We start from the raw sequence: 22,090 nt of genomic DNA on the forward strand, positions 1-22,090 counted from the left end.
CATCAGCCTCAGTTGAATGCGCCTATCAGCGTATCGAACAATGCGCGCGCAACTTGAATCACTTGGGCGGAAGCATTGTAGTACTGCTGGAACTGGATCAGATTGGCCGCTTCTTCGTCCATGTTGGCTCCGGAAAGAGAGTCGCGGTTGTTTTGCGCCTGAGTGAGTACGGCTTCGGTGGCGTCACTGTTGACCCTCACCTGCGCGGTCAGGGCACCCACGCGCTCCACCAATCCGCCGTAAGCGTCGCTGTAGGTCGCGCCGGTCACGCCGTTGCCGACCACCTGCTGGGTCTGCAGGGCGATCAGGCTGAGGGCATTACGGTTGTCCGACACACCCTTGCTGTTGAAACTCAGGCTGAAACTGTCGCCACTTTGCGGCAGACCGTTGACACTGAATTCGTAGGAGTAGGTGTTATTGGTCGACGGGTCCGTGTAGTCCAGGCGCAGGGTGTTGCTTTGTCCCGGTGTCAGCGCGGTGGTCGACGGCGAGACATAACTCAGGGTCGCACCCGCCGGCAGCGTGCCGGTAAAGGTATTGCTCGTCGAATCGAAGGTCAGCGCACGGCCGGTGCCGAACAGGTCCTGCAGGTCGCTGACGTCGATAGGCGACGGGCCGCTGACCAGCGTCGGCTGGCCAATGGTGCCGGTGCCGCGGTTGTTGGTGGTCGCCTCGGCCCGCGCCGAACCGGCAAAAGCCAGTTGGTCGGACTGCTTGAGGATGCTCTCGATATCGTTGGCGCCGCGCCGGGTCGGTTGCAGGGTGAAGCGGTCATTCGCGGCCGGCAGGCTGTCCAGCTCGACCTCGAAGCCCTGATCGACACCGGAAGCATCCGCGAACGCCAGGGTATAAGGCCCGGCACCGGACACTGTGACCGTCATGGCGGCACCATCGCTCAGGCGCCGGGCAGTGAAGTTGGTGCCGTCGTAATCGAGCCGGTAATCGCTGGTGCTCAGCTTGCTGGTGTCGGTGATATTCAGCAGCCCGGTCGCCGAACCGCTGTTGGTCGACTGCGACAGCACCCGTAACGAGGCCGCCTGAGGATCGTTGATATCGGCAAACAGGCTGCTGCCGGCGCGCCCGGAAAGATCCAAGCCCTGCCCCAACTGTTTGTTGATGGTGTCGGAGAGGGTCAGCGCCAGTTGCCCGAGGCTGTTGTAGGACTGATCGAGCGCCGTGTCCCGATAGGCCAGGAGGCCGCCGATTTCCCCACCGGAGATTTGCGCGGTGATGGTCTGGGAAACGCCGCCATTCATCAACTGCATCTGAAAGCGCGAAGGGTCGTCGCTGCCGACGACCGCACGCAGGGTCGAAGCGCTATTGCCCACCACCAGCGGCTGGCCGGTGCCAACGAAGAGGCTGACACTGCCATCGCTCTGGTCGACGGCCTGCACGCCGATCATCTCGGATATCTGGCGAATGGCCTCGTCACGCGCATCGAGCAAATCGTTCGGCTCGGCACCGCTGGCCCGCGACTTGGCAATCGCATCGTTGTAGCTGGCCACGCTGGACGCCAGCGAGTTCACCTGGGTGCTGAGGGCGCCCAACTGCTGATTGATCAGGCTGTTCTGCTTGTCCAACTGGTCGTAAAGGCTGTTGAACGAATCCGACAGCCCTTTAGCCTGAGACAGCACCGATTCGCGCGCGGCGAGCGAGGACGGATCCTGCGAAGCCGTCTGCAACGAGGTGAAAAAGCTTTTCAGCGCCGGGCTGATACCCGTGGTGCTGTTGGACAGCAGCGAGTCGAGCTGTTCGATCTGGCTCTTGAACGACTGCAACTCGCTGTTCTGGCTGGTAGCCGTGCGCAACTGGCCCGTGAGGAACTCACTGGCGAGCCGGCGCACATCGACGACCTGGCTGCCGGAGCCGATGTAGCCACCCCCGGTGAACTGGGAGATGTTGGTCTGCTGCACGGATTCCTGCCGCGAGAAGCCGGCCGTGTTCACGTTACTGATGTTATGTCCGGTCACCGCCAGGGAGGTCTGCGAAGAACGCAGCCCCGACAGTCCGATGGATAACAAATCAGCCATTTTTCATCCTCACGAACGGGGAGCGCTGTCGCTCGCCGCTATGGTCTGGTACGTCTGCATCTGCTGGGCGATTTGCATCACCTTGCGCGCGTATTGCGGGTCGGTGGCGTAGCCGGCCTCTTGCAGCTCGCGAACGAACTGCTTCGGATTGTCCGTGGCATCCAGCGCCTCGTCGTAACGACCATTGCCCTGCAGGAAGCTCACGAAGTCATTGAAGCTCTGCTGGTAGGAGTCGTAAGCACGGAAGGACGCCGACTCTTTAACCGCGGCGCCACCTTTGTATTCGGTGGTCAGAACCCGTGCCGACTCCCCTTCCCAGCCGCCATGCGCCTTGATGCCGAACAGGTTGTGGCTGCTGGAGCCATCCTGCTGGCGAATGATCGATTTACCCCAACCGGTCTCCAGGGCCGCCTGGGCCACCAGATAACGCGGATCGACGCCGATACGCTGGGAAGCCTGTTCCGCCATGGGCAGCATGGTGGCGATGAATTCGTCCTTCGACGCGAACGCCGACTTACCCGGCGCCAGCGGCGGCTGAGCAATCCGTCGACCACTGATGGCATCACTGTTGTCCAGGCTCAGCGCCGAACGCGCGACCGATGCCGGGCTCTTGGCGGGCAGCCAGTCACCCTGGGCCAGCTCACCCTTGCTGGCGCCAGTCGTGGACGTCAGTGCCTGCGCAGTGTCCGCGGGCGTGGAGACGATACCGGCAAGCAAACGATTGGTCAGCTTGCTCGGCAACGCCAGCCGGCGCTGATTGAGCAACGTGGCGTCGTCGCGCCCGACCTCCGGCACCGGCAAAGCTTTGCCGCTTGCGCTCAACGCGCTGCCGGATGACGCAGCTGCGGCGCTCTGCACGCCCGTATCGGCCGTGTGGGCAAAGGGGTTGCGGTCGCCGCTGCGACCACCGCTCTGCAGCTTCGCCATCTGCTCCACCAGCATATCCGCCAAGCCGATGCCGTTCGCCTGCCGTGACAGGGACACCGACAGTTGCTGGTCGTACATGCTCTGGTATTGCTTGGCGGTTTCGCTGTTGAGGAAGTTGCCTTCGGCAAGCACATCGTTGGCCGAGCGCATCGACTTGAGCATTTCACTGAGGAACAGCGACTCGAACTCTTGGGCGACCTTGCGCACGTTGGCTTCGCCGTCGCGGTCCTTGCCGACCTTCAACTGGCTAAGGCGATTGAGGTCGTTGTAGGCACCGGAATCTACGCTACCGGAAACGCCGGAAAACAGTCGTGAATCCATCGTAGCCTCCCTAGATCACAATCAGGTCAGCCTGGAGAGCGCCGGCTTGCTTGAGCGCCTCGAGGATGGCCATCAGGTCGGAGGGCGATGCGCCCACCTCGTTCACCGCGCGGACGATTTCATCCAGCGTGGTACCCGGACCGAACTTGAACATCGGCTTGGTTTCCTGCGTCGCATCCACCTTCGAGCGCGGCACCACGGCGGTCTGGCCGTTGGAGAAGGCGCCCGGCTGGCTGACGATGGGGTCTTCGGTGATGCTCACGGTCAGGCTGCCGTGGGTCACGGCGGCGGGCTGCACGCGCACGTTCTGACCGATGACGATGGTGCCGGTGCGCGAGTTGATGATGACTTTGGCCACCGCCTGCCCGGCATTCACTTCGATGTTTTCCAGCACGGACAGGTAGTCGACCCGCTGGCTCGGGTCCAGCGGGGCACTGACGCGCACCGAGCCACCGTCCAACGCCTGGGCCACGCCCGGGCCGAGCAGTTCGTTGATCTGGTCGACGATGTTCTTCGCCGTGGTGAAGTCCGGGCGATTGAGGTTGAGCGTCAGGCTATTGCCCTGATCGAACCCGGTCGGCACCGGCCGCTCGACCGTCGCACCGCTGGGAATGCGCCCGGCCGAGGGCACGTTGACGGTGATTTTCGAGCCGTCGCCGCCTTCGGCATCGAAGCCACCGACTACAAGATTGCCCTGGGCGATGGCGTAAACGTTGCCGTCGATGCCTTTCAGCGGCGCCATCAGCAGGCTGCCGCCACGCAGGCTCTTGGCGTTGCCGATCGAGGAAATGGTCACGTCGATGGTCTGGCCCGGCTTGGCGAACGCCGGCAGGTCGGCATGGATCGACACCGCCGCGACGTTCTTCAGCTGCACGTTGCCGCCGCCAGTCGGCACCTTGATACCGAACTGCGCCAGCATGTTGTTGAAGGTTTGCAGGGTGAACGGCGTCTGTGTGGTCTGGTCGCCACTGCCATTGAGGCCAACGACCAGGCCATAGCCGATCAACTGGTTGCTGCGCACGCCCTGGATGCTGGCCAGGTCCTTGAGCCGCTCGGCTTGCGCGGCGCTGGCAGCGAGCAACAGGCACAGGGCTGAGATCAATCGTTTCATGCTCACGCGCACCTGCTTAGAAGGGCCACAGCGGGCTTATGAAGAAACGATCGAACCAGCCCGGCTGACTGGCATCGGCAAACGCGCCGGTGCCCGAGTAGGTGATGCGGGCGTCGGCCACGCGGGTCGAGGACACGGAGTTGTCGGTGGCGATGTCGTCGGAACGGACCAGACCGGCAATTCGGACCAGCTCGTCACCGGTATTGAGGGTCATCCATTTCTCACCGCGTACCGCCAGAATGCGGTTGGGCAGCACTTCGGAGACGGTCACGGTGATCGAACCGGTCAGGCTGTTGCTTTGCCCGGCCTTGCTGTCGCCTTTGGTGTCGCGGGAACCGCTGTAACCGACGTCCAGGCTGAGGTCATCGGTCTGCAACGGGTTGAGGCTGCCGTTCGGGTTGTTCAGCGAAACGCCGCCACCGAACAGCGACGCCAGGCCGATGTTCGCCGTGCTGTCTTTCTGCAGTTGCGAGTTGGCGTTCTTGCTCGCCTGGGTGCGCTCATTGAGGGTGATGGTGATGATGTCGCCAACCCGGTAAGCCTTGCGGTCGTCGTAAAGATTGGTCTCGAACCCGGCCTGGTAGATGGAGCCGTTGCTCTGCGACGCGGGCAGCGGCGTACGCGGCAGGACCGGGGAGTAATAGGGGTCATTCGGCTTTGGCGGCGGGCTGACGCAACCTGCCAGAACCGCAATGGCCAGCAGTGGCAGAACATGGAACTGGCTCATTACAACGCACCTCGCAGCGTGAACACATTACAGCCAGGGCTGACGGGCCCTAGATTTCATCAAAGATTCTGGCTAATGAACGACAGCATCTGGTCGGCGGTGGAAATGACCTTGGAGTTCATCTCGTAGGCCCGTTGGGTGGTGATCATGTTGACCATTTCCTCGACCACGCTGACGTTGGAGTTTTCCAGGGTGTTCTGTTGCACCGTGCCCAAGCCGGTCAAGCCCGGGGTACCGACCTGCGGGGCGCCACTGGCGGCGGTTTCCAGGAACAGGTTGCCGCCAATCGCTTCCAGACCCGCCGGGTTGATGAAGTCAGCGGTCTGAATGTTGCCCAGCACCTGCGGTTGCGGGTTGCCGGCGGTGGTCACCGAGGCCGTGCCGTCTTCGCCCACGGTGAAGGTTTTGACTTCGTTCGGCAGGACAATGGCGGGCTCCAGGGGATAACCGCTGGAGGTCACCACCTGGCCGTCGGAGTTCAGGTGAAAGCTGCCGTCACGGGTATAGCCCACGGTGCCGTCGGGCATCAGGATCTGGAAGAAACCCCGGCCGTTGACGGCCATGTCCAGCGGTTGTTCGGTGGTCTGCAGGCTGCCGGCGGTGAAGACCTTCTGCGTGCCGACGATGCGCACACCGGTACCCAGCTGCAGGCCGGACGGCAGTTGGCTGTCCTGGCTGGTCTGGCCACCGGGCTGACGGCGGATCTGATAGAGCAGGTCCTGGAATTCGGCGCGATCACGCTTGAACCCCGTGGTCGACACGTTGGCCAGGTTGTTGGAAATGGTGGTCAGGTTCATGTCCTGGGCGGACAAACCGGTTTTACTGACCCACAGAGCCGGTAGCATGGTCATTCTCCTCGGGCGCCGGTTTCACGGCGGCCACGTACTGATAGTTAGCTCATCTGCAAAACACGCGCCATGGCCGACGCATCGTCCTCGGCAGTGCGCATCATCTTCACTTGCAGCTCGAATTGGCGGGACAAGGAGAGGATCGCCGTCATCTCCTCCACGGCATTCACGTTGCTGGTTTCCAGAAAGCCGGAGGTCACCCGGACTTCGGTGTCCGCCTGCAGAGCGCCTTGGCCCTTGAAGCGGATCATGCCGTCGCTGCCCTTCTCCATTTGCTTGAGATCCGGATTGACCAGCTTGAGGCGATCCACCTCGGCCAAGACATTGGGCGCCTCGCCCAAGGCCCGAATGGTGATGGTGCCGTCATCGCCGATCTCGACCTTTTGCTCCGGCGGCACGGCAATCGGCCCGCCATTGCCCATCACCGGCAAACCATTGCCGGTGCGCAGCTGGCCGAGGGAATCGATCTTCAGGCTCGCGGTCCGCACATAGGCCTCGCCGCCATCCGGCGCCTGCACCGCCAGCCAACCGTCGCCACTGACGGCGACGTCCATGCCGTTACCGGTTTCCTGCAGGGTGCCGGGGGTGAAGTCCGTGCCCGGGCGCTCGCTCATGGCGTAGACCCGTGACGGGAAACTCTCACCGAACACCTGCATCGAGCGCGCCAGCTCGAAGTCACGACGAAAGCCGTTGGTCGAGATGTTCGCCAAGTTGTTGGCGTGCGCGCGCTGGGCCAGGGTGTTCTGGCTGGCGCCCGTCATGGCGACGTACAGCATCTTGTCCATGTTTATCTCCGAGATAGGCGCTTGCCGCCTGCTGCTCTGTCAGCTACTACAAAGCAAGCGCTATGCCACTCTCGAAATAAAAACGTAAGCAGTTGAAATAAAACAAATTTTATATATAAAAAAACCCCTTTCGGGGTCTTTGAGCAACGCGAACGGCGAGTGGCTGCCGTCCGCGGCAATGCGCTTGCCGCCCGACGCCGCGGGCGGCAAGGCGCGACTCAACGCAGGTTGATGATTGTCTGGGTGACCGCGTTTTCCGTTTCGATGGTCTTGGCGTTGGCCTGGTAGTTACGCTGCGCCACGATCAGGTCGACCAGCTCCGTGGAAATGTCGACGTTCGATGCCTCCAGCGCTCCCGACTGCATGGCCCCCAGGGTGCCCGAACGCGGGGTCCCGACCACCGGCTCGCCCGAGTCGGCCGACTGCACCCAGGACGTCTTGCCGACCGGCGTCAAACCCTGGACGTTGGCGAAGTTGGCCAACACGACCTGGCCCTGGGCCTTCGACTGACCGTTGGTGTAGCGGGCAAAGATGTTGCCCTCATCGTCGATCTCCAGGCCCGACAGCTGGCCGGTGGTGTAACCGTCCTGACTGACGCTGTTGACCGCGAAGCTGCTGGAAAATTGGGTCGAGCCGCGCAGATCGATACCGATGCTGGCCGTCGCGCTCGCGCCGTTGGCACTCCAGACCGCCGGCGTGGCGCCGTTGGACTGAGCCGGCACCCAATTGTCCAGGCCCAGAACCCCGTTGGTCACCGAGAAACCACCGGTAGTGGTGAAGGTACTGGTGTCAATCTGGCCCGCACTGGTGAAGCCGACCACGGTACTCAAGGGCGCGGTCGAACCAGGAGCGGTCGGGTTGCGCCCGTCGACCAGCACATTCATGTTCCAGGTGTTGGCTGCGGTCTTGACGAAATACTGCGTCATGACATGCGCGTTGCCCTGGGAGTCATAGATGTTCACCGACGTCGACGAGTTGTAGGTGGTTGGATCGCTCGGGTCGAAGGGTGTCGTGGTCGGAACGGTGTTGGTCGAGTTCAGGTTGAAGGTCTGGGCGATCGCGGAGGTGGCCTGCGGCGCCTGATTCGCGGTCTGGATCGTCAGGTCACCGACCACGCCGTTCTGCAGCTGACCGTTGGCATCCACCGAATAGCCCTGCAGGCGATAGCCGTTGTTGTCGACGATAAAGCCCGCTTTATCCGTGCCGAAGTACCCGGCGCGGGTATAGCTGATGGCGCCGTTGTTACTGGTGACGAAGAAGCCGTTGCCATTGACCGCCATATCCAGGGCATTTTCGGTGTAATCGATGGTGCCTTGGTTATGCAGCTGGGCGACGTTGCTCATCAGCACACCGCTGCCTACCGAGTTGCTGCCCGAGCCCAGCACTGAGGCCGAATAGATATCCTGGAATTCGCCACGCGACTGCTTGAAGCCCACGGTGCCGGCGTTGGCAATATTGTTGCCAGTGATATTAAGGTCACTGGATGCGGCCTTGATGCCGCTGAGTCCGATATTGAAAGACATGGAATGCTCCTCAAACGCCGAGCCTGCCGGCAGTTATTGACCGATTACCTGAACCTTGGAAAGAGCGATGCTGCCGAGCCCGGCCAGATTGAGCGTCATTTCTGCGCCGTTCTGCCCCAGGGTCACGCTGTCCACGTTGGCCGGCAGGTTGGTGCTCATGGCCAGCGTTTTTCCGTCGACCGCGGCCTGCGCCTCGAATGTGTAAGTGCCAGGCGACGTCACGTTGCCGCTGGAATCCTTGCCGTCCCACATGAAGCTGACCTGGCCGGAAGCCTGATCGCCCAGATTGATGCGGTTGACCTGGGTGCCCTTGCTGTCGAGCACGTTCACGTACAGATTGTTGGTGGCATTGGTCAGGTTGACGCTGCCCTTGAAGGTTTCGCTGGTATCCACCACCGCCTGATTGGTGGTGACGATGACCTTGCGCCCGACCAGCGACGAAGCCTGCAGCGCCTGGGAGGACTGGGTGCTGGACAGGATGCTGTCGACACTGGTGTTGAGGTTGTCGAGCCCTTCAACCGTACTGAACTGCGCGAGCTGCGCCACGAATTCACTGTTGCTCTGCGGGTCCAGAGGGTTCTGGTTGTTCATTTGCGCCACCAACAGTTGAAGAAACTGGTCTTTGCCCAGGTTGCTGGTGCCGCTGGTATTCGTGGTCTGGCTCTTGACCTGGTATTGGTCCAGCACAGAACTGGTAGTCGTGCTCGTATCAATGCTCATGTGCTTCCCTCACTGCCTCACTGACCCAGGGTCAGTACTTTCTGCATCATTTGTTTGGCGGTATTCATCATTTCAGCGTTGGTCTGGAAGGCACGGCTGGCGGAGATCATGTCCGCCATTTCTTCGACCACGTTGACATTGGGGTAGTAGACGTAACCATCGGCATCCGCCGCTGGGTGGTTCGGCTCATAGCGTGGGGTCAGGCTGCTCTGATCCTCGACCACGCCCAGCACCTGCACGCCGCTGCCAGGTTCGTCCTGGTCGGCGAACAGCGAGCCGCGGTCGCCGCTCAACGCCTGCTGGCTCTGGAACATGGTGGCGAACACCGGGTGACGAGCACGGTAGGTCTGGTCGACGCTCGAGGACACCGTCTCGGCGTTGGCGATATTGCTGGAGATGGTGTTCAGGCGAGTGGTCTGAGCACTCATGCCGGTTCCGGCAATATTGAAAACACTGGCTAGTGACATGGCATGGGTCTCCGTTATTCGCCGCGCAGGGCGCCGATCAGCCCTTTGAACTTACTGTTGAGCAAAGTGAAGCTGGCCTGGAACTGCACAGCGTTTTCCGCATAGCTGGATTGCTCCAGCTGCGCATCGACCGTGTTCTGGTCGATCGAAGGCTGCATGGGGGTGCGGTACTGCACAGAGGCATCGGCCATGGCCAGCCCTTCGGCAGAGATATGCCGGCTGTCAGTGCGGTTCAGCCCAACCGGGCTGCGCTGAATCTTGGCGCTTTGCTCGGCGAGCACCGAGGCGAAATCCAGATCACGCGCCTTGTAGTTGGGCGTGTCGGCGTTGGCAATGTTGTTGGCCAGAACTTCGGCACGCTGGGCGCGGAAGCCAAGCGCTTTTTCATGAATGCCGAGGGCTGTGTCGAAACTGATGCTCATGGTCAACGAACCTTTGCCGATTGGCGTGTCTGGTTTTCCGTATCAGACACTTAGCAAGGTGCATGCCAATTTATTTTTCACATATAAATCAATTACTTATTAACTTTACAACAACACGAAAGGCCTAAAGCGGCAAAGCCTTTCCGCTGCCTGGCAAGGCGAGCGGCAACCCCTCCCCGCCCATTGCCACCCGCCAGAAACAAAAAGGGAGGCCAGTGGCCTCCCCGTTTACCGCACGATCCGCTGGATCACCCTCACGCACCGCGTGGCGAAGCATCACAGGACACTTCGCGCCCGCTCTGCCTGTTACCCACGACCTTATTTCACTTTATAGATGATCCCCGGGCTGCACTGCACCATCTGATAATGCTCAGGCAGGCCGTTGAGCGCCTCGGAGGCACCGAGGAACAAGTAACCACCGGGCTTCAAGGTGCTATGAATGCGCAGCAGGATGTCCTTCTTCACCTCGGCGGAGAAGTAGATCAATACGTTGCGGCAAAACACGATATCGAATTTGCCCAGGCCGGCGTAGCTATCCAGCAGATTCAAAGCGCGAAACTCGACTCGACTCTTGATCGCGGGCTTGACCGCCCAGCGCCCGGCCTGTTTCGGGTCGAAATAACGCTGCAAGCGTTCCTGCGACAGGCCACGCCCCAGCGCCAGGCTGTCGTACTCGCCGGACTTGCACGCCAACAACATCGAACTGGACAAGTCGGTGGCGACAATCTGCACGCCAGCCTTGAGTTGGCCAAGGTTGCTGCGCTCGAACTCGTCGATCGCCATCGACAACGAATAGGGCTCCTGACCCGACGAAGACGCCGCCGACCAGATGCGCAAACGCTGCACGGGATTGGCTTTGAGGATTTCGGGCAGAACCCGATTCTTCAGCACTTCGAACGGATAGGTATCGCGAAACCAGAGGGTTTCGTTGGTGGTCATGGCATCCACTACCTGCTCACGCAGGCCGCTGCGTGGCAGCCCCTGCATGCGCTGCACCAACTCACCCAGGGTTTTGATGCCATTCTGCTCCATCAGCTTGTTCAGCCGACTGGATACCAGGTACTGCTTATTGCTACCCAAAAGGATACCGCAGGCTTTTTCCAGGAACGTCCGGAACTGCTCAAAATCCAAATCACCTGAAGACACTAGCGCCGCCTCACCGAATCCATATACCGCTGGGAGCTACGCTCTCAGCCCTCATCCGCTATATTGATGCGCTCGATCACGCGCGAAGCCAAGTCATCGGGCCGGAACTTGGCGAGAAAATCATCCGCGCCAACTTTTTTCACCATCGCCTGATTGAACACGCCGGAAAGCGAAGTATGCAGGAGGATGTGCAGTTTCTGCATGCGCGGATCGGCACGGATCTCCGCCGTTAAGGTATAGCCATCCATTTCCGGCATCTCGATGTCGGAAATCAGCATCAGCAACTCTTTTTCCGGGCGTTTGCCGTCATCGGCCAACTGACGCAGATAGTCCAGCGCTTGCCGCCCATCGTTCAAGGCCGTGACCTCGACCCCGACCGACTGCAGGCAGCGCGTCACCTGTTTGCGCGCCACGGACGAGTCGTCGACGATCAAGACATGCTTGGTGACGGCTTTGTTCTGGGTTTCCTGATTGATCACGCCGACGGAAATAGCCTCCGAGGTCGGAGCAACCTCCGCGAGGATTTTCTCCACATCGATGATTTCCACCAATTGCTGATCCAAATGCGTCACCGCAGTCAGATAGTGGTCGCGCCCAGTGCCCTTGGGTGGCGGATGGATCTCTTCCCAGTTCATGTTGACGATGCGTTCGACCGAACGCACCAGAAAGCCCTGAACCTTGGTGTTGTATTCCGTGATGATGACGAAGCTGCTCTTCAAGTCATCCAGCCCGGGCCTGCCAGTAGCCATCGCCAGGTCGAGAATCGGAATGGTACCGCCACGGATATTGGCGACCCCACGTACCACCGGGCTGGATTTAGGCATGATGGTGAGCTTGGGGCATTGCAGCACCTCCTTCACCTTGAACACATTGATTCCGTACAGCTGCTTGCCATCCAGACGAAATAGCAGCAATTCCAGTCGGTTCTGTCCAACCAACTGCGTGCGCTGGTTAACCGAATCCATTACACCGGCCATGCCCGACCCCCTTAATTTTGTCCCCGGACGCGCTACGTTAGCGTAGCGGGCGGCACGGGGCTTGCTTTGTAGCGACTATGAACGTGAAAACGACAGTATTCCGACACTCGACAGCCAAGCGACGCCCCCTACTTGGGGCTCTGTTCGCTTTACTCTGGCTCGGCTGCAACATTATTGCTGTCGCGGACGAAGTGACTTTGCCTGAACAGCTTATCGGCGCTACCCAAGGCTTTCTTGAGGTCACCGTCGAAGACTATTTGGAGCGTAGCGAAATCCCGGGGCGCCATGAAATACACATCAACCCACTCGACCCGCGCCTGCGCCTGCCACTTTGCGACAATGATCTGACCGCCTCCCTGGAGAGCCCCGCCCAACCCATTGGCCGGGTCACCGTCAAAATCCGCTGTGAAGGTACCTCGCCCTGGACCGTGTTCGTCCCGGCCCAGGTGCGCATCTTCCGTGATGTGGTGATCGCCACCCGGCCACTCAAGCGTGAAAGCGTGCTCGGCGAGGCCGACCTGTCACTGGTCGAGCGCGATGTAGGCTTGCTCAATCAAGGCTATATCCCTTCGCTGGAACAGGCACTCGGCAAAAAGCTGACGCGAACCGTACAACCCGACCAGGTCCTGGCGCCGCTGCATCTGCAGCTGTCAGAGGTGGTGCGCAAAAACGATCAAGTTGTGATCAGTGCGCGCAACAGTACAATAAATGTACGCATGCCGGGTGAAGCCCTCTCCGACGGCGCACTGGGCGAGCAGATAAAAGTCCGTAACCTCAGCTCGAAACGGGTGATCAGAGCCCGCGTGATGGGCCCAGGTCAGGTTGAAGTCGCGATGTAGGTTGATTTTTGTAGCGCAATTTAGCTGGCGATTTTCTACACTGGGGGCTTACTTAGACAGCTGCATGACGCAGAACTTAAAAGCCCTAAAGTTTTCCTAAATGTGGCCGATAAGCCTGGCAAGCGTCCAAACACCGTCCGAGGTTTTGCATCATGGTTATTGACTTCAACCGGCCCAACAGTGCCGCTGCCCCCACCAACACTGGACGTGCCAGCGCCACCCAGTCTGGCGACCGCAACGAAGCCGTTAGCAGCAATTCGCCTGCCCCATCGGTTTCTGCTGAACAAGCACCGAGCAAAACTGGCGAATCCGTGCAACTGAGCCAGGAAGCTCAGCTACTGCAGAAAACCACTGACAAGCTCAGCGAGCAGCCGGTGGTGGATAAAGAGCGTGTCGCGCGCCTGAAGCAGGCGATTGCCGACGGCAGTTATCAAGTCGACAGCCAGCGTATTGCCGGTAAACTGCTCAATTTCGAATCCCAGCGCTAGTCTCAGGGCTGCGTTGGGGGTGTTGGACGCCTAACTCCCAGAGCCCGCCATGCACGCCATCACTCTGCTCCAACTGTTCAAAGACGATATCGGCACGGCTCAGCAGTTGCTTGAGCTGATCGACGCCGAGTTCGAAGCCCTCAGCGCTCGCGAACTTCCCCGGCTGGAGACCATCCTGGCGGATAAGCAGCCCTTGCTCGCACAACTGGGACAGCACGGCGGCGACCGCAGCCAGCTACTTGCCAGCCTACAGTTGAGTGCCGATCGCGCCGGCCTGAGCACCTTGGCCGAACGCTCATCCAACGGCACCGAACTGCTCGCCCGCGCCGATGAACTGAGCGCACTGCTCGAGCGCTGCCAAACAGCCAATGTGCGCAATGGTCGACTGATTCGCGCCAATCAAGTATCAGTTGGCGGCTTGCTTGGCATTCTTCGCGGTAACGAGACCCCCGGGCTCTATGACAGCCGTGGTGGTGCCGCTAAAATCGCTCAGCAGCGGCCACTCAGCCAGGCCTGACAAACACTTATAACAAGGCACAGGGGACATGCCGGCACAATGCCAGTATGCTGGTGCCGCAGTATTTTGCTCGGAGAATTCTGGACCGTGTCCAACGCCTTCATCGCAGAAGATGGCCCACAGCCACCCAAGGTGCTCAAAGCGCCATTGGAAGTTTTTGCCACCCTCCGTCAGCTGCAAGAAAACCACGACCCACTGGTGATCACGTTCCATGAGCGCACGCAGCGCTTTCAGAGCTACCTGGTTCAGGTCGACCGCGAGCGCGGGATATTGGCCCTGGATGAAATGATTCCAAACGATGGCGAACGCTTCCTCAAAAGTGGCGAAGCCTTCCGTGTCGAGGGTTTCCGCGAAGGCGTCAGGATCGTCTGGGAGTCCGAGCAGCAGGTACAGATCGGCGAACTCGAAGGCGCGCGCTGCTACTGGAGCGCGCTGCCGACAGAAGTCCTCTACCACCAGCGCCGCAATGCCTTTCGCGCACCGATCAAGCAGACGCAACTGGTCAATATCGAACTGGCAGGCGCCAAGCTGACGGCCGCAATCAAAGGGCAACTGCTGGATATTTCCGCCACCGGCTGCAAATTGCGCTTTCCCGGCGATATCACCAAGCGCCTGCAAACAGGCCAGGTATACGAGCGTTTTACCGCGCACCTGCCCTTTGGCGCCATGACGACCTCGGTCGAGCTACGCCATCTGCAGTATGAAGAAAAGCTCGATACCAGCTTCGCAGGCATGCGTTTCCATCGCTTGAGCGGCCTTGAACAGCGACAAATCGAACGCTTCGTCTACCAGTTGCAGCGCGAAGCGCGCCGCGAGGACGATGACGGCCGGTTCTGAGCGGCTCCGCACTGGCACGCGGGCCCGTTCAAGCGCAGAGCCCGCCTCGATCGCCAAGTGAGCGGCCTGTACGGCGAGTTGGCTAATTCAAGTTCAGATGCCTGGTGGCCCTGAGACAAGGCGCCGCGACGAGTCATAGCGGGCCATGGCGAGGAGCGGCAACGCCGTATCAGGGCTTCAGGCGCCGAACTTGACTAATTGAACCAGCCACACAGGCCACTAGACCACCCGTAGACGGATCCCCAGCTCAGCCAAGCGCGGCAGGTCTTCCGGGCGCTCGACATCCCAGAGCACCGACAGCAGTTCATGCTGCCACCCCAACTGCTGCAGACGCTCACGGGTCAGCGCCAGTAACTGGTCCGTGCCCCACGGCATGGCCTCGAACAGCAGCGGATCAAACCGGCGCAATCCCAGCAGCACATAGCCACCGTCTTCCGCAGGCCCCAACACCGCCTCCTGCGTCGCCAAGGCCTGGCAGGCCGCGCCCAGGTATTCGCCATTCAATGCCGGGCAGTCATTGCCGATCAGCACGACCGCATCGCTCTCCGCCAAGCCGAGGGTCGCGATTCGCCGCATCCGCTCGCCAAGATCGCCCGCGGGCTGCCCGATTACCGTCCACTCAAGCGACTCGGCCAGGGCTTTCAGCTCTTCATCCGGCCCCTCATCCAGCCACAAGAAGCGCTCAGTGAAGCCCTGGGCGGGAAGTGCCAGCGCACGCTCGACGAGCAAACGCTGCAAATCGCTGGCCCCTTCTTCGCCCAGCGCGGGGATCAACCGGGTTTTGACCCGACCGAGCTCAGGCGTATGCGCCAACAGGTGCAGGGAGATGGACAGGCTCATAATGGCGGTCCTCCGTAATACGGTCGCGGCGGCTTCAGAGGCCGGCGGCGTAGTAGCGGGTCAAGCAATTAGGGTGTCGCGCCAACGCCAGATTGTCCAGTCGCCAATGGCAACCGTTCGGCACAACCACCAGGGGCTTAGAACAGACTGCATGCCACGAAGAGGCTTCGATCAGCGTCAGCCTTACGCCAGCCCCAAGCGCTGGCTGAGCATGCTGCCGACAAAGCGTAGCGATGGGCCAGTACCCGACAAGTGCGCATGGCAACGGCACCAAGCCAGCGGGCAAGCCAATAGCCAAGCCCCGCTGAGCAGGCTCGCGCCGTCAGCGCAAACCTTCGTCGACCGGCGCGGCAGGCGAGCTCGTTGGAGGTGCCGAGGCTTCTGGTTGGTTCTGCATCTGATCGTGCACGATCTTTTCATCGACCCGTGGATCGAGCGCCGCCACCAACGGTGAGCTGGTCATGTTGTCGGGCATGGCGACGTGATGCAGCGGTGCATCTTCGACCTGATGCAGGTTGGTTACCGCATCCGGGCGGATCCGCCAGACCAGGATAAAAGCGCAGAAACAGACAAAGGCAAAGAGCATATTGGCGCCCAACTGGCGCATCAGCAGCCCGGCCACCAGTGGGCCCACACAGGCGCCAATACCGAAGGTGACCAGCAGGATCGCCGTCAGCGACACCCGACGTTCGCCCTCGATATGGTCGTTGGAAAAAGCGACTGCCAACGGGTAAAGGCTGAACTGCAGCAAGCTGAGCAGAAAGCCCATGGGGAACAACAGCTCCAGTGGCACTACAGGCATCGTCGCCAACGGCAAGGCCGCCAGCACCAGCAGGAAGGCGCAGCCACGGATCAAACGGGCACGGTCGTAGCGATCGGACAACCAGCCCAACGGCCACTGCACCAACAACCCGGCAAGGATGCAGCAACCCATGAACAAACCGACTTGCTCGTTACTCAACCCCAACCGTGTGGCATACAACGGCGCAAGGCCATAAAACGAGCCGATCACCAGCCCGGACACCAAGGTTGTGGTCAACGACTGCGGCACCCGCTGAATGAAAAAGCGCGGCTCCAGAGGCGCGGGGTGCATCGGCGCCGGGTGAATCTTGCGGGTTACCGCCACCGGCACCAGGCACAGGGCAAAACACAATGCCACCAGCATCAACAGTTCGAGCCCGAGGGCCGGGTGCATGACCAGCACCAATTGGCCCAGCACCAGGCCGAGGTAGGAGGCGATCATGTAACCGGAGAAAACCAGGCCGCGCTGACTGGCATCGGCCTGCTCGTTGAGCCAGCTCTCGATCACCATGTACTGGCACATCATGCCCAGGCCGACAATGACCCGCAGCACGATCCAGGCCGGCAGCCAGTCGATCAAGCCGTGGCCAAGCACCGCGGCAGTCACCACGCCCGCACAGGTGACATAGGCACGGATATGCCCGACCCGCGCGATCAAGCGGTGGCCGACCTTGCCGCCCAGCACCAGGCCAAAGTAGTTGGCCGCCATCAAGGCGCCAACCCACAGACTATCGGTCTTGTCCGCGGCCAGACGCAGCCCCAGGTAAGTGCTCAACAGACCCGAGCCAATCAGCATCAGCAGACTGGCGAAATATAGTGCTCGAAAAGACTTCCAGATTCGACGCATCGGCTTTCCGAGCGGCTCCTTGAGTAAATACCGGACGGCTGAAAACAACGCGCCCGGAGAGGCAGTAGCTTAAGCCTGGGCGGCCAGAACGCGGCGTTCCCAAGGCGTGATCTCGTCGAAGAAACTGGTCAGTTCCATCGTCTTGGTAGCAATGTAGCCTTCGATGAACTCGTTGCCGAACAGTTCCCGCGCCAACTCGCTGCGCTTCAAGCGCTCGATCGCCGCATGCATGGTACACGGCAGGCTCAACGTTTCAGGTACCGCGAACTCACCCTGGATCGGCTCGCTCGGCTGCAACCCATGCTCAAGCCCGTACAGACCCGCCGCCAAGCTCGCGGCAAGCGCCAGATAGGGGTTGGCATCGGCGCCCGGCAGGCGATTCTCCACCCGCCGCGCAACCGGCGCACTGGCCGGGATACGCAAACCCGCCGCGCGGTTATCGTGCGACCAGCAGGCATTGTTCGGTGAAGCATAGGGATGGCACAAGCGCTGATAGGAATTGACGTTCGGCGCGAACAACAGGGTGAACTCAGCCAAAGCCGCCTGCTGACCGCCAATGAAATGGTAGAACGCCGCGGTGGGCGCGCCAAACTCATCGCTGAAGATATTCCGCCCGTTGCCCTGCTCCACCACGCTTTGGTGAATATGCATGGAGCTGCCCGGGGTATGCGCCAACGGCTTGGCCATGCAGACCACGGTCAGGCCGTGCTTGAGCGCGACTTCCTTGAGCAGGTGCTTGAACAGAAAGGTCTGATCCGCCAGCAGCAGCGGATCGCCGTGCAGCAGATTGATCTCGAACTGACTGACGCCCATCTCATGCATGAAGGTGTCGCGCGGCAGGCCGAGCGCCGTCATGCACCGATAAACCTCATTGAAGAACGGTCGCAGGCCATTATTTGAAGACACGCCAAACGCCGAGCAACCGTCCTCACGTCGCCCATCCAAGCCAACCGGCGGCTGGAATGGCTGCTGCGCATCGGCATTCGGGGCGAAGACAAAGAACTCCAACTCGGTCGCCACCACCGGCGCCAGGCCACGTTCGGCGTAACGGGCGATCACGCGCTTGAGCAGGCCGCGAGTGGACAGGCCGGAACTGCCGCCACTCAGCTCATCCGCATCGCAGATGGCCAGGGCGCGCGGTGTGTCGCTCCAGGGCAGCCGATGAATCTGGGTCGGGTCAGCGTTCAACGCCAGGTCGCCGTCGTCGCTGCCGTAGTAGGCCGCGGGCGGATAGCCGCCCATGATGCATTGCAGCAGCACGCCACGCGCCAACTGCAAACGCCGTCCTTCCAGAAAGCCTGCGGCGGTCATCACCTTGCCACGCGGTACCCCGTTCAAGTCAGGGGTTACACACTCAATTTCGTCCACACCAGACAATCGCTCAGCAAGTGAACTGCGGCCGTCAGTCGTCATCACTTCTTATCCTTGATTAGTGCCCATGCCGCACTCTAGCGGTGTACATGTACAAAATACGCATCACCCGTTCAAAATTTCAAGCAAGGCAGACAAAGATAATCGCGGAGCCGCCTTGGTGGCAGCCAGTACGTGCCAGAACTGCGGCGGCGAGCCCATCAAGGCTGCGGGCACACCGGTGGCGGCGAACACCGCTCGGACGCCTGGTTCGCCTTGGCCGTCACCGGCGTAAAGCGCTTGTCGGCCGGAGCCAGGCGCTGAGCACAGGTCCCAACCTGTAGCGCCGCCACCGCACAGCCCCGCTCGGCCAGCACCTGCGCCAGATTGAACCAACCGGCGGCGAAGTTCGGCGTACGCGCGATACTTTCACGCAGAGCCTTTTCGGCCCCCGGCTTATCGCCCCCCGCATATCGACTGTTGGCCAAGGCGAACCAACCCAGCGACTCTTCCGGCCACTGCGCGGTGGCAACCAGATAGGCCTGCCGAGCGGCCAGGCCATGCCCGGTTTCTTCCAGGTCGCTGGCTGCCTGCAGCCAGGGCAGAAACTGTGCACCTGCCGGCAACCGATCACTCGGCAGGGTCACCACGGCCCAGCGTCCGCTGCGCGCCCAGGTGGCGTCGAAACTGGCGAAGTCAGTCAGCCAACGCCGGGTGGTGCCCGAGCGCAGGATCAAGCTGCTATCGCGGCGGTCGTAGCCGACCAACACGGCAAAATGCCAACGCGGGTACCAGTCAAAGGCCAAGTTCTGCAGCACCAGCACTGGATTGCCCGCAGCCACCTCCCGCAGCAAATCCTGCAGCTGCGGTTGCAGTGGATAGACCAGCAGCTCATGCGCACGCGCAGCAGCCACCAGCTCGACCTGCAGGCTGCCTTCACGGCCGGGGATGAAGACTCGCTCCTTGAGCAAATCAGTATCGGTGACGACACCCCGCTGAGTGAGCATCGTTGCCAATGCAGCAGGCCCGCACTGGTAGTCACGCTGCGGGAAAAACGGCACCTGCGTGAGCTCCACCCGCTCCGGCAGCAACCCACTCTCAGGCGGCAGCAGCGGTGAGCGCGCACATGCCGCCAGTAACGCAAACAGGGCCAATGGAAGAAGGCGCCAAGCCTTCAACGATTGATGCACTTGACGAAGGTGAACAGGTCGGTAGCGCAGAGCAGGTCCGTGATGATGAAAATCACCAGGAACAGCACGATGATACCGATGATCCCGCCGGCCGGCGCTTCATCCAACTGCTGGTTGAACTGGATCAGTTCGGCATTGGTCAGGCTGTTGATCCGATCCGCGACCTGAGCCCGCTCGACCCCCAACGCAACCAGCTTCTTTTCCACCCCCTGATCGTCGAGCATCGCCAGTAGCTGCTCCCGATCGACTTGCTGTTGCTGCTCGGCCAGAATCTCGGCAGTACCCAGCATGGTTGCCTGCGCCACAGGCACCTGAGCGATCAACAGCAGATGAATAACTGCCAGACTGGCAGCCAATCTACGCAGAAACGAATGCTTGAACATAGTCGTGTCTCCTCGGCTGCCCACGAGTTTGAGGCTCGGACCTCGAACACCGGGCTTCTTCAGAGCATAGACAATCGCCGACGGCTGAAGCCGAAGCGCCAGGGCTGAACCCGGGTGCTCCGCCAAGATCAGATCTAGCAAGCAATCTGCAAGCATCGCCCACGCATGCTGGAGTTGCAGCGAACAGGAACGGATCTGCGCTGAACGAGCATACCAAGCCTGCGTCAAATCCCGTATAAACGGGCATAGGCGTTTGCACCAGCCCCGCTGTCCGGGCTTGCCCCAATTACCAACACCGAGGAGTCTCATGACATGCCCCTACCACGTTCAGCTCTGTTGATCTTCACCAGCCTGGCTCTGGCACTGAGCGCTCCAGCACTGCTGGCCGCCCCGAAAAACGGTCACGGCAAGCCAGACAACCATGGCGGCGGTGGCAGCTACGACGACAACGACGTGACCATCAACCTCAACGGCCCGCAGATAGACATCGGCCGGGTACGCATCATCCTCGGGGATAACCGCAACCTGATCGGCCCCGTACAAGGGTTGCCGCCAGGAATCCAAAAAAACCTGGCTCGCGGCAAGCCACTGCCGCCCGGCATTGCCAAACGATTCGACAGCCGCCTACAGGGCAAGCTGCCGCACTACGATGGCTATGAGTGGCAGCAAGTCGGTCGCGATGTCGTCCTTGTGGCGATTGCCACGGGCCTTATCTATGAAGTGTTGCACGACATTCTGGACTGAGTCTCAAGGACTGGCAGGCGGCTCGCCCAGAGTCGCCGCATGCCTGGGCAAGGCGATGGAAATCAATGCGGCCAGCGATACGAAGGCTGTCGATATCCACAGACAAGCGAGCAACCCATACGCCTGGTAAATCCAGCCGGACAGCAGGGTGCCGATCAGCCGACCCATGGCATTGGACATGTAGTAGAAGCCCACATCCAGCGATACACCGTCTTCCTTGGCGTAGGAAACGATCAGGTAACTGTGCAGCGACGAGTTGATCGCAAACAACGCACCGAACAGCAGCAAACCACCCAACAGCACCCAGTGCGCGTTCAGCCCTGCATGCAAACCCAGCGCAATAGCGGCCGGCAGACCCGCCAGCAGCAGCGCCCAGACGAATGCCGCGCGACCGTCGGGCACCCGCCCGCGCCGCTTGCCGGTGATGGCCGGCGCGAGGGACTGGACGATACCGTAACCGATGACCCAGACGGCCAGGAAGCCGCCCACTCGCCAGAAGTCCCAACCGAACACGCTGGAGAGGTACACCGGTAGCGCCACCACGAACCAGACATCACGGGCGCCGAAGAGAAACATCCGGGCCGCCGAAAGGATATTGATCGCCCGGCTCTTGGACAGGATGTCGCGGAATTTTGGCTTGGCTTTGGCCTTGCCGAGGTCCTTTTTCAGCAGCAACAGGCTGCTCAGCCAGACCAGCGCCAAGACCGCCGCCATGGCCAGCACCGCGCCGCTGAAACCCAGCAGTGCGAGCAAGGCACCGCCGAGGAAGAAGCCAACACCCTTGAGGGCATTCTTCGAGCCGGTGAGGATCGCCACCCAGCGATACAACGTGCTCTGCTGGTTATCCGGCACCAGGAGCTTGATCGAGCTCTTGGCACTCATTTTGTTCAGGTCCTTGGCGATGCCCGACAGCGCCTGGGCGCCCATCACCCACGCAATGCTCAGCCAGGCCGCCGGCAGCGTGAGCATCAGCAGGGCCAGGACCTGCAGGCCCAGGCCGATATTCATGGTGCGGTTCAAGCCCAGTCGGGCGCCGAGGTAGCCGCCAATCAGGTTGGTGATGACGCCGAAAACTTCGTAGAACAGAAACAGCGCCGCAATCTGCAACGGGCTGTAGCCCAATGCATGAAAGTGCAACACCACCAACATGCGCAGCGCGCCGTCGGTGAGGGTGAATGCCCAATAGTTGCCGGTCACCAGTAGATATTGGCGGACTGGCGGGGCCAGGCGGGTCAGGGCTTGCATCAGCG

23 protein-coding genes are annotated in these 22,090 nt (G+C 61.0%); 5 read left to right on the forward strand and 18 right to left on the reverse strand.

Annotation, left to right across the window (positions count from 1 at the left end; all coding sequences use genetic code 11):
* Positions 1–8: 8 nt before the first annotated feature.
* From flgK to AC3IYG_RS14220, 12 genes are all read right to left on the reverse strand, one after another.
* Positions 9–2,030, reverse strand: coding sequence for a flagellar hook-associated protein FlgK (gene flgK, locus AC3IYG_RS14165; protein WP_489309385.1), 2,022 nt, complete (start codon positions 2,028–2,030; stop codon positions 9–11).
* Between the two features lie 9 nt (positions 2,031–2,039).
* Complete coding sequence (gene flgJ / locus AC3IYG_RS14170) at positions 2,040–3,278, reverse strand: flagellar assembly peptidoglycan hydrolase FlgJ (protein ID WP_489309387.1); 1,239 nt, start codon at positions 3,276–3,278, stop codon at positions 2,040–2,042.
* Positions 3,279–3,288: 10 nt separating this feature from the next.
* Complete coding sequence (locus AC3IYG_RS14175) at positions 3,289–4,389, reverse strand: flagellar basal body P-ring protein FlgI (RefSeq protein WP_489309389.1); 1,101 nt, start codon at positions 4,387–4,389, stop codon at positions 3,289–3,291.
* Between the two features lie 16 nt (positions 4,390–4,405).
* On the reverse strand, positions 4,406–5,116 hold the full coding sequence (gene flgH / locus AC3IYG_RS14180; RefSeq protein ID WP_489309391.1) for a flagellar basal body L-ring protein FlgH: 711 nt from the start codon (positions 5,114–5,116) through the stop codon (positions 4,406–4,408).
* A 59-nt stretch (positions 5,117–5,175) separates the two neighbouring features.
* Positions 5,176–5,961 (reverse strand): flagellar basal-body rod protein FlgG, encoded by a 786-nt coding sequence (gene flgG / locus AC3IYG_RS14185; RefSeq protein ID WP_489309393.1) that lies wholly within the window; start codon positions 5,959–5,961, stop codon positions 5,176–5,178.
* Positions 5,962–6,008: 47 nt separating this feature from the next.
* Positions 6,009–6,749 carry a flagellar basal body rod protein FlgF gene (locus AC3IYG_RS14190; RefSeq protein ID WP_489309395.1) on the reverse strand — a complete coding sequence of 247 codons (741 nt, stop codon included), beginning with the start codon at positions 6,747–6,749 and terminating at the stop codon, positions 6,009–6,011.
* A 218-nt stretch (positions 6,750–6,967) separates the two neighbouring features.
* Positions 6,968–8,272, reverse strand: a complete 1,305-nt coding sequence (gene flgE, locus AC3IYG_RS14195; protein WP_489309397.1) for a flagellar hook protein FlgE — start codon at positions 8,270–8,272, stop codon at positions 6,968–6,970.
* Positions 8,273–8,305: 33 nt separating this feature from the next.
* Complete coding sequence (gene flgD, locus AC3IYG_RS14200) at positions 8,306–8,992, reverse strand: flagellar hook assembly protein FlgD (protein ID WP_489309399.1); 687 nt, start codon at positions 8,990–8,992, stop codon at positions 8,306–8,308.
* Between the two features lie 17 nt (positions 8,993–9,009).
* Complete coding sequence (gene flgC, locus AC3IYG_RS14205) at positions 9,010–9,459, reverse strand: flagellar basal body rod protein FlgC (RefSeq protein WP_489309401.1); 450 nt, start codon at positions 9,457–9,459, stop codon at positions 9,010–9,012.
* A gap of 14 nt (positions 9,460–9,473) precedes the next feature.
* Positions 9,474–9,881: a flagellar basal body rod protein FlgB gene (gene flgB / locus AC3IYG_RS14210; RefSeq protein WP_489309403.1), complete on the reverse strand. Its 408-nt coding sequence runs from the start codon at positions 9,879–9,881 to the stop codon at positions 9,474–9,476.
* A gap of 318 nt (positions 9,882–10,199) precedes the next feature.
* Positions 10,200–11,027 (reverse strand): protein-glutamate O-methyltransferase CheR, encoded by an 828-nt coding sequence (gene cheR, locus AC3IYG_RS14215; RefSeq protein ID WP_489309405.1) that lies wholly within the window; start codon positions 11,025–11,027, stop codon positions 10,200–10,202.
* A 44-nt stretch (positions 11,028–11,071) separates the two neighbouring features.
* Complete coding sequence (locus AC3IYG_RS14220; protein ID WP_489309407.1) at positions 11,072–12,004, reverse strand: chemotaxis protein CheV; 933 nt, start codon at positions 12,002–12,004, stop codon at positions 11,072–11,074.
* Positions 12,005–12,081: 77 nt separating this feature from the next.
* On the opposite strand from AC3IYG_RS14220, the gene flgA reads away from it, so the two are divergent.
* The 4 genes from flgA (at position 12,082) to AC3IYG_RS14240 (ending at position 14,685) form a co-directional block, all read left to right on the forward strand.
* Positions 12,082–12,843, forward strand: a complete 762-nt coding sequence (gene flgA / locus AC3IYG_RS14225) for a flagellar basal body P-ring formation chaperone FlgA (protein ID WP_489309409.1) — start codon at positions 12,082–12,084, stop codon at positions 12,841–12,843.
* A 152-nt stretch (positions 12,844–12,995) separates the two neighbouring features.
* Complete coding sequence (flgM, locus tag AC3IYG_RS14230) at positions 12,996–13,331, forward strand: flagellar biosynthesis anti-sigma factor FlgM (protein ID WP_489309411.1); 336 nt, start codon at positions 12,996–12,998, stop codon at positions 13,329–13,331.
* Positions 13,332–13,380: 49 nt separating this feature from the next.
* The gene (locus AC3IYG_RS14235; protein ID WP_489309413.1) at positions 13,381–13,848 is read left to right on the forward strand and encodes a flagella synthesis protein FlgN; all 468 of its coding nucleotides are present in this window, start codon (positions 13,381–13,383) and stop codon (positions 13,846–13,848) included.
* Positions 13,849–13,887: 39 nt separating this feature from the next.
* Positions 13,888–14,685 carry a flagellar brake protein gene (locus AC3IYG_RS14240; protein ID WP_489309415.1) on the forward strand — a complete coding sequence of 266 codons (798 nt, stop codon included), beginning with the start codon at positions 13,888–13,890 and terminating at the stop codon, positions 14,683–14,685.
* 219 nt (positions 14,686–14,904) lie between these two features.
* Here the strand turns inward: AC3IYG_RS14240 and AC3IYG_RS14245 are convergent, their stop codons facing one another.
* The 5 genes from AC3IYG_RS14245 to AC3IYG_RS14265 all read right to left on the reverse strand — a co-directional run bounded on the left by AC3IYG_RS14245 (position 14,905) and on the right by AC3IYG_RS14265 (position 20,096).
* Complete coding sequence (locus AC3IYG_RS14245; RefSeq protein ID WP_489309417.1) at positions 14,905–15,525, reverse strand: TIGR04282 family arsenosugar biosynthesis glycosyltransferase; 621 nt, start codon at positions 15,523–15,525, stop codon at positions 14,905–14,907.
* A gap of 322 nt (positions 15,526–15,847) precedes the next feature.
* The gene (locus AC3IYG_RS14250) at positions 15,848–17,173 is read right to left on the reverse strand and encodes an MFS transporter (RefSeq protein ID WP_489309419.1); all 1,326 of its coding nucleotides are present in this window, start codon (positions 17,171–17,173) and stop codon (positions 15,848–15,850) included.
* A 69-nt stretch (positions 17,174–17,242) separates the two neighbouring features.
* Positions 17,243–18,484, reverse strand: a complete 1,242-nt coding sequence (locus AC3IYG_RS14255) for a glutamine synthetase family protein (RefSeq protein WP_489313916.1) — start codon at positions 18,482–18,484, stop codon at positions 17,243–17,245.
* Between the two features lie 260 nt (positions 18,485–18,744).
* Positions 18,745–19,671, reverse strand: a complete 927-nt coding sequence (locus AC3IYG_RS14260) for a PA2778 family cysteine peptidase (RefSeq protein ID WP_489313917.1) — start codon at positions 19,669–19,671, stop codon at positions 18,745–18,747.
* Positions 19,672–19,697: 26 nt separating this feature from the next.
* Positions 19,698–20,096 carry a PA2779 family protein gene (locus AC3IYG_RS14265; RefSeq protein WP_489309421.1) on the reverse strand — a complete coding sequence of 133 codons (399 nt, stop codon included), beginning with the start codon at positions 20,094–20,096 and terminating at the stop codon, positions 19,698–19,700.
* Between the two features lie 312 nt (positions 20,097–20,408).
* On the opposite strand from AC3IYG_RS14265, the gene AC3IYG_RS14270 reads away from it, so the two are divergent.
* Entirely contained in the window at positions 20,409–20,840 is a 432-nt protein-coding gene (locus tag AC3IYG_RS14270) for an anti-virulence regulator CigR family protein (RefSeq protein ID WP_489309423.1), read from the forward strand.
* 3 nt (positions 20,841–20,843) lie between these two features.
* Here AC3IYG_RS14270 and arsJ read toward each other — a convergent pair whose 3' ends face one another.
* On the reverse strand, positions 20,844–22,085 hold the full coding sequence (gene arsJ / locus AC3IYG_RS14275) for an organoarsenical effux MFS transporter ArsJ (RefSeq protein WP_489309425.1): 1,242 nt from the start codon (positions 22,083–22,085) through the stop codon (positions 20,844–20,846).
* Positions 22,086–22,090 lie beyond the last annotated feature (5 nt).

This window comes from Pseudomonas sp. KH_027, assembly GCF_057838565.1.

Bases quoted from the DNA above. Each gene is read 5' to 3' on its own strand.
- flgK (WP_489309385.1), bottom strand. From the start codon at position 2,030: ATGGCTGATTTGTTATCCATCGGACTGTCGGGGCTGCGTTCTTCGCAG.
- flgJ (WP_489309387.1), bottom strand. From the start codon at position 3,278: ATGGATTCACGACTGTTTTCCGGCGTTTCCGGTAGCGTAGATTCCGGT.
- AC3IYG_RS14175 (WP_489309389.1), bottom strand. From the start codon at position 4,389: ATGAAACGATTGATCTCAGCCCTGTGCCTGTTGCTCGCTGCCAGCGCC.
- flgH (WP_489309391.1), bottom strand. From the start codon at position 5,116: ATGAGCCAGTTCCATGTTCTGCCACTGCTGGCCATTGCGGTTCTGGCA.
- flgG (WP_489309393.1), bottom strand. From the start codon at position 5,961: ATGCTACCGGCTCTGTGGGTCAGTAAAACCGGTTTGTCCGCCCAGGAC.
- AC3IYG_RS14190 (WP_489309395.1), bottom strand. From the start codon at position 6,749: ATGGACAAGATGCTGTACGTCGCCATGACGGGCGCCAGCCAGAACACC.
- flgE (WP_489309397.1), bottom strand. From the start codon at position 8,272: ATGTCTTTCAATATCGGACTCAGCGGCATCAAGGCCGCATCCAGTGAC.
- flgD (WP_489309399.1), bottom strand. From the start codon at position 8,992: ATGAGCATTGATACGAGCACGACTACCAGTTCTGTGCTGGACCAATAC.
- flgC (WP_489309401.1), bottom strand. From the start codon at position 9,459: ATGTCACTAGCCAGTGTTTTCAATATTGCCGGAACCGGCATGAGTGCT.
- flgB (WP_489309403.1), bottom strand. From the start codon at position 9,881: ATGAGCATCAGTTTCGACACAGCCCTCGGCATTCATGAAAAAGCGCTT.
- AC3IYG_RS14220 (WP_489309407.1), bottom strand. From the start codon at position 12,004: ATGGCCGGTGTAATGGATTCGGTTAACCAGCGCACGCAGTTGGTTGGA.
- flgA (WP_489309409.1), top strand. From the start codon at position 12,082: ATGAACGTGAAAACGACAGTATTCCGACACTCGACAGCCAAGCGACGC.
- flgM (WP_489309411.1), top strand. From the start codon at position 12,996: ATGGTTATTGACTTCAACCGGCCCAACAGTGCCGCTGCCCCCACCAAC.
- AC3IYG_RS14235 (WP_489309413.1), top strand. From the start codon at position 13,381: ATGCACGCCATCACTCTGCTCCAACTGTTCAAAGACGATATCGGCACG.
- AC3IYG_RS14240 (WP_489309415.1), top strand. From the start codon at position 13,888: ATGCCAGTATGCTGGTGCCGCAGTATTTTGCTCGGAGAATTCTGGACC.
- AC3IYG_RS14245 (WP_489309417.1), bottom strand. From the start codon at position 15,525: ATGAGCCTGTCCATCTCCCTGCACCTGTTGGCGCATACGCCTGAGCTC.
- AC3IYG_RS14250 (WP_489309419.1), bottom strand. From the start codon at position 17,173: ATGCGTCGAATCTGGAAGTCTTTTCGAGCACTATATTTCGCCAGTCTG.
- AC3IYG_RS14255 (WP_489313916.1), bottom strand. From the start codon at position 18,484: ATGACCGCCGCAGGCTTTCTGGAAGGACGGCGTTTGCAGTTGGCGCGT.
- AC3IYG_RS14265 (WP_489309421.1), bottom strand. From the start codon at position 20,096: ATGTTCAAGCATTCGTTTCTGCGTAGATTGGCTGCCAGTCTGGCAGTT.
- AC3IYG_RS14270 (WP_489309423.1), top strand. From the start codon at position 20,409: ATGCCCCTACCACGTTCAGCTCTGTTGATCTTCACCAGCCTGGCTCTG.
- arsJ (WP_489309425.1), bottom strand. From the start codon at position 22,085: ATGCAAGCCCTGACCCGCCTGGCCCCGCCAGTCCGCCAATATCTACTG.